The organism is Oryzihumus leptocrescens (assembly GCF_006716205.1).
Classification (GTDB): domain Bacteria; phylum Actinomycetota; class Actinomycetes; order Actinomycetales; family Dermatophilaceae; genus Oryzihumus; species Oryzihumus leptocrescens.
Window position 1 is genome coordinate 3103426 of the sequence record NZ_VFOQ01000001.1, and the last position, 13023, is coordinate 3116448.

Below are 13023 nucleotides of genomic sequence, written 5' to 3' on the forward strand. Positions count from 1 at the left end.
GTGATCTCGCGGCAGAAGGGTGGCTACCGTCCAGGGGTGGGCAGGCGGAACTACCTGATTGAGGGTGTCTCGGGCACCGGCAAGACTTCGGTCTGCAAGGAACTACGCCGGCGTGGGTATCACGCCATCAACGGCGACACCGAGCTTGCCTATCAGGGGGACCCGGAGACGGGTGAGCCGACGGATGAGGCGCCGTCGCACTGGCATCACCTCTGGTGCGTAGACAAAGTCCGAACCCTGGCCGCTGACCGGAGTGAGCGCTTCACCTTCTTCTGCGGTGGCTCCAGGAACTTCTCGACGTTCCTGGAGCTGTTCGACGGAGTCTTCGTGCTGGAGGTCGACTCGGACACATTGAACCGGCGACTCGACGAGCGACCGGACGACGAGTTCGGCTCAGGGCAGTCGGAACGCGACCTCATCGTGCGGCTGCACCGAACCGGGGAAGACACCCCGGCGGGCGGCATCCGGATCGACGCCACCGCACCGCTCGCCCACGTCGTCGACGAGATCGTCCGCCGAGCGAAGTCACTCGAGGACCACAACGCCGATCGCGCTTGACGGGCTCACGCCCTCCCGGGTCACGGCATGCGGTCGGACCTGAGCGGCGGGTCGGGCGTGGCCCAGGTCTCGATCGGTTCGCCCCACTCGCGGCTGCGGTGTGAGTCGACTCCGAACCGCGGGGTCAGCACCGCGAGCGCGACGATGAAGACCAGGAGAAACACCTCCATGACCCACATGGTGCGCCCGCGGTGCCCGGCCGTCTACGGCCCGCACGGGCTGAGTGCACGGCGGCCTTCCCCGCGTCGCACACCACGCTGATGGGCTCAGCCCAGGCCCGAGGTGGTGGTGCGGCCGTCCGGGGTCTGGTTACCGTCACGGCATGTCACTGCCCAGGTCTGCGAAGCTACCTCTTCCGCCGCGATGAGGTCCTTCGCACCCGGGTGGCCCGTCCCGCTCGGCAGCCGGAGCCGGTTGGTGCTCGCCAGTGCCCTCATGCTCTTCGTCGAGCTGGCACTGATCCGCTGGACGTCCTCGAACAACCTCTACCTGGTCCACCTGACCAACTTCGTCCTGCTCGCCAGCTTCCTCGGGATCGGTCTGGGGTTCCTGCGCGCCCACGCGACTCGAGACCTCTTCCCGCTGGCGCCGGTCCTGCTCGCCGCTCTCGTCGGCTTCGTGCTGGCCTTTCCCGTGCGGACGGGCACGGGCCGTGGCGGGAGCTGGCAGCTCATCGGGCTCTTCGGTATGCCGCCGCTGCCCCGGCCGCTGAGCCTGGCCGTCGTGTTCCTGCTCACCGTGGGCGTGCTGATGGCGCTGGCGCAGGAGGCGGCACGCGCGTTCGCGTCGTTCGCTCCGCTGGACGCCTATCGGCTCGACATCTTCGGCAGCCTGACCGGGATCGTGACCTTCGCTGGGCTGTCGTTCCTCCGGCTGCCGCCCCTGGGTTGGGCGGTGACGGCGGCAGCGGCTTTCGCAGTGCTGCTGGGCCGCCGGGTGCGCGGATGGCCCGCTGCCGCCATCGCCGCCCTGGTGCTGATGCTCGGGGCCGAGTCCATGCTGGGCACCTACCAGTGGTCGCCCTACTACAAGATCCACACCCAGGAGCTGGCCGGCGGCCTGGTCCGCATCGAGGTGAACAACACCCCACTGCAGACGGCGCTCCCGGTGGCGGAGATCCGCCGCAGCTCCCAGTTCTACTTCTACCCCTACACCTACGCCGCGTCCCGCCGGGACGTGCTGGTGATCGGCGCGGGCACCGGCAACGACGTGGCGGTCGCGCTCGAACAGGGCGCGCAGCGGGTCGACGCCGTCGAGATCGACCCCGCCCTGATTCAGATCGGTCGCGACCGCCACCCGGACCGGCCCTATTCCGACCCCCGGGTGATCACGCACGTCGACGACGGCCGGGCGTTCATGGAGCGCACCAACCGGCGCTACGACCTCATCCTGCTGGCGTTGCCGGACTCCGCGACCATCGTCACCGGCCAGTCGGCGCTGCGGCTGGAGAACTACCTCTTCACCACCCAGGCGCTGGAGCGGGCCCGGTCGCTACTGAAGCCGGATGGCACCTTCGCGATGTACAACTACTACGAGCCGTGGCTGCTCGACCGCTACGCAAACACCGTGCGCACCGTCTACGGCTCGGCTCCCTGCGTCCAGCTCGGCCCGAGCTATGGCCCACGCCAGCAGGCCGTCCTCACCCTGCGCCGGGACGGCAGCACCGGCGGCTGCACCACCACCTGGTCGCCGCACGGCACGGCGCTCGAGCCATCCGTGGACGACCGGCCGTTCCCCTACCTCGGGACGCGCTCGATCCCGTCGTTCTACCTGTGGATGCTGGGCCTGGTGCTGCTGGCTTCCGTCGTCCTGGTGCGCACCGTCGTCGGTCCGCTGCGCACCATGGCGCCGTACGTCGACCTGTTCTTCATGGGTGCGGCGTTCCTGCTGCTGGAGACCAAGAACGTGGTTCAGTTCGCGCTGTTGTTCGGGACGACCTGGGCCGTGAACGCAGCGGTCTTCGCCGGGGTGCTGCTCAGCGTGCTTGCGGCGATCGAGGTCGCCCAACGGGTGACCATCCGTCGGCCACTGCTGCTCTATGCCGGTCTCCTTGCGGCTCTCGCCGCCGCCTGGCTGATCCCCCAGGATGCGCTGCTGGGCCTGTCGCTCGTCCCCAGGTTCCTCGCCGCCGTCACGATCGCGTTCCTGCCGATCTTCCTGGCCAACCTGATCTTCGCGGTCCGGTTCAAGGGGGTTGGCTCCACGACGGTGGCCTTCGGGGCGAACCTGCTCGGGGCCATGGTCGGCGGCTCGGTGGAGTACCTCGCCCTCGTCCTGGGGTACAACGCGCTGCTCGTCGTCGTGGCCGTGCTCTACGGGCTGGCCCTGCTGACCGGGCGGCGGCACCTGGTCGCGGCTCGGGCCTGAGACCTTGCTGGTGGCCGCACTAGACTCCTGACCTGCGGGAACGCCCCCGGCTAGACGTTGAAGCGGAACTCCACCACGTCGCCGTCGGCCATGACGTACTCCTTGCCCTCCATGCGGACCTTGCCGCGGGCCTTGGCCTCGTTCATCGAGCCGGCCTCGACCAGGTCGTCGAAGGAGACGATCTCGGCCTTGATGAACCCGCGCTGGAAGTCGGTGTGGATGACCCCGGCGGCCTGCGGCGCGGTCCAGCCCTTGTGGATCGTCCAGGCTCGGGCCTCCTTCGGCCCGGCCGTGAGGTAGGTCTGCAGCCCCAGGGTGTGGAAGCCCTTGTGCGCCAGCTGGTTCAGACCGGGCTCGGCCACGCCGACGGACTCCAGCAGCTCGCGCGCCTCCTCCTCGTCGAGCTCGGCGAGCTCGGACTCCAGCTTGGCGTTGAGGAAGATCGCGTCGGCGGGCGCGACCAGGGCGGAGAGGTCGGCCTGCAGCGTCTCGTCGGTCAGCTGACCCTCGTCGATGTTGAAGACGTAGAGGAATGGCTTGGTCGTGAGCAGGCCGAGCTCGCGCACGTGCTCGGGGTCGACCCCGGAAGCCGCGCCCGCGGCATACAGGGTGTGGCCCTCCTCCAGGACCTTCTGAGCGGCGAGCGCGGTGTCGAGGACGGCTTTGTCGGTCTTCTTGCCCTTGACCTCCTTCTCGAGGCGCGGCACGGCCTTCTCGAGGGTCTGCAGGTCGGCGAGGATCAGCTCGGTGTGGATCGTCTCGATGTCGTCCCTGGGCGAGACCTTGCCCTCGACATGGTGCACGTCGTCGTCGTGGAAGGCGCGGACCACCTGGCAGATCGCATCGGCCTCGCGGATGTTGGCCAGGAACTTGTTGCCCAGCCCCTCCCCCTCGGAGGCGCCGCGCACGATGCCGGCGATGTCGACGAAGGAGACGGTGGCGGGCAGGATCCGCTCGGAGGAGAAGATCTCGGCGAGCTTGCCCAGGCGCGGGTCCGGCAGCGGCACCACCCCGACGTTCGGCTCGATCGTCGCGAACGGGTAGTTCGCCGCGAGCACGTTGTTCTTGGTCAGGGCGTTGAAGAGGGTGGACTTGCCGACGTTGGGAAGTCCGACGATGCCGATAGTGAGAGCCACGGGGTCAGGAGTCTAGCCGCCAGCGCCGGTATGCCGTGAACGCAGCAGGAGGGCCCGGTCACCTGGACCGGGCCCTCCCGTCGCGTCACGGGGCGTGCGTTCGGGTCAGAACGCGCTGGTGCCGTTCGGCGTGCCGAGGCCGGTCGGGCCGTCCCAGCCGGTGCCGGCGTGGCACCACACGGTGGTGGTGCAGGTGCCGTTGGAGCCGGAGGTGACGTCGTTCAGGCCGGAGGTGTGCGCCCAGGTGTAGGACGCCGGGTAGCCCGAGGTGTTGCCGGAGAGGGCGTAGACGCTGGCGACGATCGGTGACGAGGCGCTGGTGCCGCCGTAGACCTGCCAGCCGCTGCGGCCCTGGTAGAGGGTGGAGTCGTAGACCGCGACACCGGTGTTGGGGTCGGCGACCGCGGAGACGTCCGCGTTGGCCTTGCCGGAGCACTGGGTGGCCGAGGTCTGCCAGGAGGGCTTGGCGTTGAGCGTCGAGCAGCCACTGCCGGCGCCGCTCCACGCACTCTCGCTCCAGCCACGGCTGTTGGACGCCTTGGTCAGGCTCGTGCCGCCGACGGCGACGACGGTGTCGAAGGACGCCGGGGACTCCACGCCGTAGCCGTTGTCACCGGTGGAGGCTGTGATGGCGATGCCGGGGTGGTCGTAGGCCGACAGCTGCGAGCTGTCCGAGCCGCCGTAGCTGTTGCTGATCGCGGACACGCCCTGCGTCGCCGCGTAGTTCACGGCTGCGCCGAGGTTGGAGAACGAGGCCGAGCTGGCCTCGACGAGCAGGATCTTGCAGTCAGGGCAGGCCGCCGAGACCATGTCGAGGTCCAGGCTGATCTCGGTCGCCCAGCCGGCGTCCGTCTTGGGCAGGCTCGTGGTGCTGCCGGTCTGGCTCACCTTGCGGAAGCAGCCATTGGCCGTGGTGCAGGCCGGCAGTCCGTACTGCGAGCGGTAGACGCCGAGGTCGGCCTCGGCGGTCGGGTCGTTGTAGGCGTCGACGATGGCGACGGTGCGGCCACCACTGGAGGCGCTGGTCAGGCCGTACGCCGAGCGGATGTCGCTCGGGCCCAGGCCGCTCGGGGTCGCGTTCGCGACCGGCTTGCCCGCGGCGTCGGTGACGACGATCGCGTTGCAGCTGGCGTATCCCTTTGCCGGCGAGGCACAGATGTGCGCGGTGCCTCGGGCGGACCCGGCCGGGGACGGCTGGGCCATGGCGCTGGTGGTCGTGCCGACCAGCAGGGCCGCGGCGGCCGATCCGACCGCGACGGACAGGGTGAAGCGCTTCATGAGACCTCCAGGAAGGGTGGGCCCGGGATGGGCCGCGGCGTGATCGTGTGCCGCGCGTCACCCCCTCCGCCATCCCAAACCGGCGTCACTGGCCCTTTTTGGCCTGCCTCACCGCAAACCCTGACGATTCCTTGACCGGAGGGAGGCAACCCCTTGGCGTCCGGGCCGGTGTCTGACACTTCCCGACAGTGGTGTCCGTGGCGGTCCGCCGCCCTGTCAGTCCCCTCTGTCATGGTCTGGCACATGGGAATCGCGTTGGCGTTGCTGGGAGGGCTCCTGCTCGGGGCCGTGGGTGCGGTGCTCGTCTGCCGCCTGGTCTTCGCAGGGCGCACGGTTGCACTGAGCACCGAGCGCGACCTGCTGCGGGAGCGCATCGTCGACCTCGAGGCCGCCGTCAGCGACGACGCGCAGACCGCGACGATCCTCGCGCCCTTGCGGGACGCGCTCGGCCGGGTGGAGCGCCAGGTCTCGACGCTGGAGCGCGACCGGGTCGAGCAGTTCAGCGCCCTGGGCCAGCAGCTGGCCAGCGTCACGACCACCACCGAGGCGCTGCGCTCCCAGACGGCGTCGCTGGCCGGATCCCTCAACGCCTCCACCATCCGGGGCTCGTGGGGTGAGGTGCAGCTGCGCCGGGTCCTCGAGCACGCCGGCATGCTGGCCCGGTGCGACTTCGACGAGCAGGTCAGCGCGATCAGCAGCCACGACAAGGGAATTCGCCCCGACGTGCTGGTCCGACTGCCCGGCGACAAGTGCGTCGTGGTCGACTCCAAGGCACCGATGACGGCGTTCCTGTCGGCCCAGAGCGACACCATCGAGGCCGCCGAGCGCACCCGCCTGCTCGCCACGCACGCGGCCTCGCTGCGCGGCCACGTCGAGCAGCTGAGCGCCAAGGCCTACTGGTCGGCGTTCTCCACCACGCCCGAGATGGTCGTCTGCTTCGTGCCGGGCGACGCGATCCTGGCGGCCGCCCTGGCGGCCGACCCGGCGCTGCTCGAGCAGGCCATGAGCCGCAAGGTGGTCCTCGCCTCCCCCGGCACCCTGCTCGCGCTGCTGCGCACGGTCGCCTTCACGTGGCAGCAGGATGCGCTCACCACCAACGCCAAGGCGCTGCTCCAGCTCGGCACCCAGCTGTATGCCCGGCTGGGCACGTTGGGCGCGCACGCCACCAAGATGGGGGCCTCGCTGCAGAAGTCCGTGGAGAGCTACAACGCCATGGTCGGTGCCCTTGAGGCTCGAGTGCTGGTCACCGCCCGCAAGATGCACGACCTCGAGCTCGCCGACGAGCCGCTGCCCGAGCTCACCCCGCTCGAGGTCGCCCCGCGGCCGCTCACGGCCGGCGAGCTGCTCGACGCCCTGGACGGCGACGTGCGCCGGTCGCAGCTCGACCTCGGCCACGACGTGCCCGGCCACCGGGACGGAGCCGGGCCCCAGCGGTCTGCCTCCTGACCGCCCGCTGGCACACGACCACGCGGTCGCGTGGGTCCGGCCGGGTCAACGGTTCCGCCGCGCCGGCGGCGCGGGCCGGGTCCGGCTAGTGCAGCGAGCCGGCGTCGAGCGCGGACGGGTCGTGCCGGACCTTCTCCGGGTCCTGCCCGGAGAGCTTCTTCATGTCGCGGCGCAGCTCGTTGGGCAGGGCGAAGAGCAGGCTCTCCTCCGCCGAGACGACGGTCTCGACGTCGGCGTAGCCCCGCTCGGCCAGGAACGTCAGCACGTCCCGCACCAGCACCTCCGGCACGCTGGCGCCCGAGGTGACGCCCACCGTGCTGACCCCGTCGAGCCACGCCGGGTCGATCTCGTCGGCGTAGTCCACGAGGTGACCGGCCCCGGCGCCGTGCTCCAGCGCGACCTCGACGAGGCGCACCGAGTTGGAGGAGTTGCGTGACCCGACGACGATCATGAGGTCGGTGTCCGCGGCCATCTGCTTCACCGCGAGCTGGCGGTTCTGCGTGGCGTAGCAGATGTCGTCGCTCGGCGGGTCCTGCAGTGCCGGGAAGCGCTCGCGCAGGCGGCGCACCGTCTCCATGGTCTCGTCGACCGACAGCGTGGTCTGGGACAGCCACACGACCTTCTCCGGGTCGCGCACCTGCACGTTGGCCACGTCGTCCGGGCCGTCGACGAGGGTGATGTGCTCGGGCGCCTCACCGGAGGTGCCGACGACCTCCTCGTGACCCTCGTGGCCGATGAGCAGGATGTCGTAGTCGTCGTTGGCGAAGCGGACCGCCTCGCGGTGCACCTTGGTCACCAGCGGGCAGGTCGCGTCGATGGTCTTCAGCGACAGGGCCCTGGCCTCCTCGTGCACGATCGGCGCCACGCCGTGCGCGGAGAAGATGACGGTGGCACCCTCGGGCACCTCGTCGGTCTCGTCGACGAACACGGCACCGCGCTTCTGCAGCGTGGTCACCACGTGCTTGTTGTGCACGATCTCCTTGCGGACGTAGACCGGCGGCCCGTAGAGCTCCAGGGCCTTCTCGACCGTCACCACCGCGCGGTCGACGCCGGCGCAGTAGCCGCGCGGGGCGGCGAGCAGGACACGCTTCGTCGAGTCAGTCACCGACCCATCGTAGGTCGGTCACGCCGCTGCCACGGTCCCGGGGACCCAGGTCCGGCCGGGCGCGCGGCTCGCGCGGCAACGCTGACCGCGGCTGCGACCGCGGCTCGATCCGGCCGACCACCGGACCCGCGTCGGCGGCCCGACCTAAGGTTGCGCCGTGAGCAGTCCCGACCCCCTCCCCGAGCGCGCAGCCGACACCACGGCTGAGCAGCCCTGGCCGGTGCGCCTCCTCAGCCTCAAGATCGCCGACTACGTCGACAAGATGTCGCCCTTGTGGGTGGAGGGGCAGGTCGTCCAGCTCAACCGGCGCCCCGGCGCGCCGACCGCCTACCTCACGCTGCGCGACGCCGACGTCGACATGTCGCTCAGCGTGACCATCCGGGTCACCGCGCTCGACGCCATGGCCGCCCCCCTCACCGACGGCGCCCGCGTCGTCATCCAGGCCAAGCCCACCTTCTGGACCAAGCGCGGCACGCTGCAGCTCGACGCCCGCCAGATCCGGCCCGTCGGCGTCGGCGAGCTGCTCGCCCGGCTCGAGCACCTCAAGCGCATGCTCGCCGCCGAGGGGCTGTTCGACCGGGAGCGCAAGCGTCCCCTGCCCTTCCTGCCCCGCACCGTGGGCCTCATCTGCGGGCGGGCCAGCGCCGCCGAGAAGGACGTCGTCGAGAACGCCCGGCGCCGCTGGCCGGCCGTGCGCTTCGACATCCGGCAGGTCGCCGTCCAGGGCCCGGGCACCGTGCCCGAGGTGACCGAGGCACTGCGCAGCCTCGACGCCGAGCCCGAGGTCGACGTCATCGTCATCGCCCGCGGGGGTGGCTCCTTCGAGGACCTGCTCGGCTTCAGCAACGAGGCCCTGGTCCGTGCGGTGGCCGCGGCCCGGACCCCGGTGGTCAGCGCCATCGGCCACGACGTCGACACCCCGCTGCTCGACTTCGTCGCCGACTGGCGGGCCTCGACGCCGACCGACGCCGCCAAGCGGGTCGTCCCCGACGTCACCGAGGAGCGCGCGACCCTCCAGACCGGCCGCGACCGGTGCCGACGGGTCGTCGCCGGTCGGGTCGAGGCCGAGCGCCGGCACCTCACCGCCCTGATGTCGCGCCCGGTCATGGCCGACCCGCACGCCGTGCTGGCGGTGCACCGGCACGAGCTCGGCTCCCTGACCCACCGGGCGCGCCAGCGCGTGGAGACGAGCCTGCACCGCGCCACCGACCAGGTCGCGCACCTGCGGGCGCAGGTCCGGGCGCTCTCGCCGCAGGCCACCCTGGACCGCGGCTACGCCGTGGTCCAGCACGCCGGCGGGCACGTGGTCATGGACCGGGCCGAGGTCGAGGCGGACGAGCTGCTGCACGTGCGCGTGGCCCGCGGTGACTTCGGCGCCCGCGCGGTTGGCTGACGCGCGGGAGCGCCTCTGGTCGCCGGTGATGCGAAACCGACAATTGGGCCTAAGGTGAGGGACGTGGCAGCGAAGGATCAGCAGGGGTTCACCGACACCGAGGACCAGTTCCCCGACATCGCGGAGCTGAGCTACGAACAGGCGCGTGACGAGCTCATCACCATCGTCGCGCGGCTGGAGTCCGGCCAGGTCGGTCTGGAGGAGAGCTTGGGGCTGTGGCAGCGCGGCGAGGCCCTCGCCGCCCACTGCAGCACCTGGCTCGACGGCGCCGAGGCCAAGCTCGGCAAGGTCAGCAGCGGCTCCTGAGCCGCGAGCGCCCGGTCAGCCGACCGGGCGGAGGCTGGCCGCGAAGGTGGCCAGCTCGTCATACGGCCCGGTGCCGGTGACGATCGTCGTGAGGTCCTTCGGGCCGGCCCCACGGCGTACCAAAGAGAACTGGACCTTGTCCTTGCGGTCGATCCTGGTCCACTCCTGGCCGGCAACCACCTGCGTCCCCTCCTTCGCACCGCGGTTGGTCTCGGCATCCACCCAGCCCTGGGTCGCGCCCTGCGTCTGCTCCAGGGCGATGTAGTCCCCCTTGGGCGACTGGTATCCCGCGTGCCAGGTCATCAGCCCGTCGGTCGAGCGCACGAAGCGCACGCTCGTCGCGCGCCACCCGTCGGGGAGCCCCTGCGGCTGGAGGATCGGCCACTTCGTCTCGGCCTTGACCTGCTGGGCCACGGAGGTGACGTCCACCGGCGGCTGCGTGATGGCGTTGGGCCGGGGCACCATGGCCACCCACACCACGACGAAGCCGAGCACCACGAGCATGGAGATGACCATGCTGCGCAGGTTCCCCATGCCACGGCGGCGACCGCCCGAGGTGGGGGCAGGGCTGGCGCTGGCGGGCGAACTCGTGGCACTCACCCCTCCATCGTCCCCGACGACCGGCCGGGTGGTCGAACCGGCCCACCCGGCTGCCGGTCGGCGGCGCCCCGGCGCACCGATAGAGTCGGGCTGTCGCCGCCACTGACGTCGGAGGAAGCCCGCATGTCCGAAGAGCACCTGCCCGCAGCCCTGAAGGTCGGCTACGAGCGCCCCGACCGCAACCTGGCCCTGGAGCTGGTCCGGGTCACCGAGGCGGCTGCGATGGCTGCCGGCCGGTGGGTCGGCCGCGGCGACAAGAACGGCGCCGACGGCGCCGCAGTCGAGGCCATGCGCACGATGATCTCCACCGTGTCGATGAACGGCGTGGTCGTGATCGGCGAGGGCGAGAAGGACGACGCGCCCATGCTCTACAACGGCGAGCACGTCGGTGAGGGCACCGGCCCCGACGCGGACGTCGCTGTCGACCCCATCGACGGCACGACGTTGTGCGCCAAGGGCCAGAGCAACGCCATCGCCGTGCTCGCGGCCGCCGACCGCGGCACGATGTACGACCCGAGCGCGGTCTTCTACATGGACAAGCTCGTCACCGGCCCCGAGGCGGCCGACGTCGTCGACATCCGCCTGCCGGTCGCCGAGAACATCGCGCGGGTCGCCCGGGCCAAGGGCGACAACCCCTCCGACGTCACCGTGGTCATGCTCGACCGGCCCCGGCACCAGGGGCTCATGGAGCAGGTGCGCGCCACCGGCGCCCGCCTGCGGCTGATCTCCGACGGCGACGTGGCCGGCGCGATCATGGCCGCCCGCGAGGACACCGGCGTCGACCTGCTGCTGGGCACCGGCGGCACCCCCGAGGGGATCATCGCGGCCTGCGCGATCAAGTGCCTGGGCGGCGTGATCCAGGGCCGGCTCATGCCGCGCGACGACGCCGAGCGGCAGAAGGCGCTCGACGCCGGGCACGACCTGGACGCCGTCCTGTCGACCAACGACCTGGTCCGCGGCGAGAACTGCTTCTTCGTGGCCACCGGCATCACCGACGGTGAGCTGCTGCGCGGCGTGCGCTACCGCGCCGGCGGGGCCACGACGCACTCGCTGGTGATGCGCTCCAAGAGCGGCACGATCCGGGTGATCGAGAGCGAGCACAAGCTCTCCAAGCTGAGGGCCTACAGCGCCATCGACTTCGACCGCGCCACGCCCGCCCGGGGCTGACACCGGTGACCGCCGCGCGCACCCTGGTCCTGGGCGAGGCGCTCGTCGACGTCGTCCACGAGCCCGACGGGTCGGTGCGTGAGCACCCCGGCGGCAGCCCGACCAACGTCGCGGTCGGCCTGGCCCGGCTGGGCCACCGCGTCGACCTGGCCACCCGCATCGGCACCGACGAGCGCGGCGACACCATCGTCGAGCTCGTCGGCTCCGAGGGCATCACGCTGGTCGACGGGAGCCGGGTCGCGGCGCCGACCTCCGTCGCCGAGGCGACGCTGGACGGCAGCGGCGCGGCGAGCTACCACTTCGACATCCACTGGGACCTGCCCGACTCGGTGGACACCTCCGGGGTCGGGCACGTGCACACCGGCTCGATCGCTGCCGTGCTCGAGCCCGGCAGCGCCAAGGTGCTCGACCTGATCCGCGCCACCCGCGAGCACGCGACGGTGTCCTACGACCCCAACGCGCGCCCCTCCCTCATGGGTGACCCGGCCGCGGCCCGCGAGCGCGTCGAGGCCCTCGTCGCCCTCAGCGACGTGGTCAAGGCCAGCGACGAGGACATCGCCTGGCTCTACGACCACGCCCCCATCCCGGAGGTGCTGCGCCGCTGGGGCACCCTCGGCGCGGTCCTCACCGTCGTGACCCGCGCCCACGAGGGCGCCGTGGTCGGCCTGAGCACGTCCGGCCAGCTGGTCAGCGTCGGCGCGACCATGGTCGACGTCGTCGACACCGTCGGCGCCGGGGACTCGTTCATGTCCGGGCTGCTGTCCGGCCTGCTGGACGCCGAGCTGCTCGGCGACGCCGCGGCCCGTGCGCGCCTGCGGGCGGCGACCCTGGCCGACATCCAGCCCGCCGTGCACCGCGCGCTCACCTGCGCGGCGGTCACCGTCTCGCGGGCCGGCGCCAACCCTCCGGGCCGGCACGAGCTCTGACCCGGTATGCCGGGCGCCCACCGCGGGCGGTCGGCGCGGCTCAGCGGCCGCTGAGGTCCTTGTCCTGCATCTCCCAGGCGTGGTCGAGCACGTGCCAGGCGAGGCGCCGGGCCGCGTAGCGCGGGGGCCACCCCTTCGCCCGCCCCACCCCGAGGTCCTGTCCAGCCCACGGGCGGCTGAGGGCCTCCACGATGCCGCGCCGGAGGGCCTGGACAGCCACCTCGTCGCCCACGGTCGGCTTGGGCACGGCCACGCCGATCTTGCGGGCGTAGGCGTGCTCGGCGCCGAGCACGTGCTGAAGCATCGGGTCCCGGTCGCGCCCACCTCCGCGAGGCCCCTTGGTCAGCTCGGCCGACGTGTGCGCCGCCACCGCGTCGAGCTCGGACCAGGCCGCCTCCAGGCAACGGGTGAGCCGCTCGCCCTCATCCCCGGACATCGGCCGCTCGTCGCCGGCCAGCACCACGTCGATGGCCCCGAAGTCGGTCGTGGCGTTGCCCGGCACCCGCTCGACCACCTCGAACGTCACGTCATCGGCGGAGAAGTCCACCGGCAGCCCGGTGCGTCGCGCCACGGGCAGGTAGCGCACGGCATACTCCGCGAGCGCGTCCAGTGCACCCTCGTCCCCCTTGCCGGAGCGGGCCCAGCCGGGCCAGTCCAGCGCCACGGCGAACGTCCTCGAGCGTCCCTGCTCCAGGTAGACCGGGATCGGACCCATCACCCCTCCGGCGGCTCTCTCGTTGG

At 71.6% G+C, this 13023-nt stretch carries 13 protein-coding genes; 7 read left to right on the forward strand and 6 right to left on the reverse strand.

The features are described 5' to 3' along the window. Positions 1-558 carry an AAA family ATPase gene (locus tag FB474_RS14615; RefSeq protein ID WP_246092206.1) on the forward strand — a complete coding sequence of 186 codons (558 nt, stop codon included), beginning with the start codon at positions 1-3 and terminating at the stop codon, positions 556-558. A 20-nt stretch (positions 559-578) separates the two neighbouring features. Here FB474_RS14615 and FB474_RS20820 read toward each other — a convergent pair whose 3' ends face one another. Beyond that, the gene (locus FB474_RS20820) at positions 579-728 is read right to left on the reverse strand and encodes a hypothetical protein (protein ID WP_185746183.1); all 150 of its coding nucleotides are present in this window, start codon (positions 726-728) and stop codon (positions 579-581) included. 247 nt (positions 729-975) lie between these two features. On the opposite strand from FB474_RS20820, the gene FB474_RS14620 reads away from it, so the two are divergent. Then, positions 976-2925, forward strand: a complete 1950-nt coding sequence (locus FB474_RS14620) for a spermine/spermidine synthase domain-containing protein (protein WP_221632548.1) — start codon at positions 976-978, stop codon at positions 2923-2925. 50 nt (positions 2926-2975) lie between these two features. Here FB474_RS14620 and ychF read toward each other — a convergent pair whose 3' ends face one another. Next, positions 2976-4061, reverse strand: coding sequence for a redox-regulated ATPase YchF (gene ychF / locus FB474_RS14625; protein ID WP_141789311.1), 1086 nt, complete (start codon positions 4059-4061; stop codon positions 2976-2978). Positions 4062-4166: 105 nt separating this feature from the next. Then, positions 4167-5339 (reverse strand): S53 family peptidase, encoded by a 1173-nt coding sequence (locus FB474_RS14630; RefSeq protein ID WP_141789312.1) that lies wholly within the window; start codon positions 5337-5339, stop codon positions 4167-4169. Between the two features lie 243 nt (positions 5340-5582). On the opposite strand from FB474_RS14630, the gene FB474_RS14635 reads away from it, so the two are divergent. Continuing rightward, a complete protein-coding gene (locus FB474_RS14635) occupies positions 5583-6785 on the forward strand; it encodes a DNA recombination protein RmuC (protein WP_141789313.1) in 1203 nt (400 codons plus the stop codon). 85 nt (positions 6786-6870) lie between these two features. On the opposite strand, the gene FB474_RS14640 is transcribed toward FB474_RS14635, so the two are convergent. Continuing rightward, the gene (locus FB474_RS14640; protein ID WP_141789314.1) at positions 6871-7890 is read right to left on the reverse strand and encodes a 4-hydroxy-3-methylbut-2-enyl diphosphate reductase; all 1020 of its coding nucleotides are present in this window, start codon (positions 7888-7890) and stop codon (positions 6871-6873) included. 157 nt (positions 7891-8047) lie between these two features. On the opposite strand from FB474_RS14640, the gene xseA reads away from it, so the two are divergent. Continuing rightward, positions 8048-9283, forward strand: a complete 1236-nt coding sequence (xseA, locus tag FB474_RS14645; RefSeq protein ID WP_141789315.1) for an exodeoxyribonuclease VII large subunit — start codon at positions 8048-8050, stop codon at positions 9281-9283. A 63-nt stretch (positions 9284-9346) separates the two neighbouring features. Beyond that, complete coding sequence (locus FB474_RS14650) at positions 9347-9589, forward strand: exodeoxyribonuclease VII small subunit (RefSeq protein ID WP_141789316.1); 243 nt, start codon at positions 9347-9349, stop codon at positions 9587-9589. A 15-nt stretch (positions 9590-9604) separates the two neighbouring features. Here FB474_RS14650 and FB474_RS14655 read toward each other — a convergent pair whose 3' ends face one another. Next, entirely contained in the window at positions 9605-10123 is a 519-nt protein-coding gene (locus tag FB474_RS14655; protein ID WP_281286365.1) for a DUF4245 domain-containing protein, read from the reverse strand. A gap of 189 nt (positions 10124-10312) precedes the next feature. On the opposite strand from FB474_RS14655, the gene glpX reads away from it, so the two are divergent. Then, positions 10313-11356: a class II fructose-bisphosphatase gene (glpX, locus tag FB474_RS14660; RefSeq protein ID WP_141789318.1), complete on the forward strand. Its 1044-nt coding sequence runs from the start codon at positions 10313-10315 to the stop codon at positions 11354-11356. 5 nt (positions 11357-11361) lie between these two features. Then, positions 11362-12282 (forward strand): carbohydrate kinase family protein, encoded by a 921-nt coding sequence (locus FB474_RS14665; RefSeq protein WP_246092207.1) that lies wholly within the window; start codon positions 11362-11364, stop codon positions 12280-12282. 40 nt (positions 12283-12322) lie between these two features. Here the strand turns inward: FB474_RS14665 and FB474_RS14670 are convergent, their stop codons facing one another. Beyond that, positions 12323-12997, reverse strand: coding sequence for a hypothetical protein (locus tag FB474_RS14670; protein ID WP_141789320.1), 675 nt, complete (start codon positions 12995-12997; stop codon positions 12323-12325). Between the last annotated feature and the right edge of the window lie 26 nt (positions 12998-13023).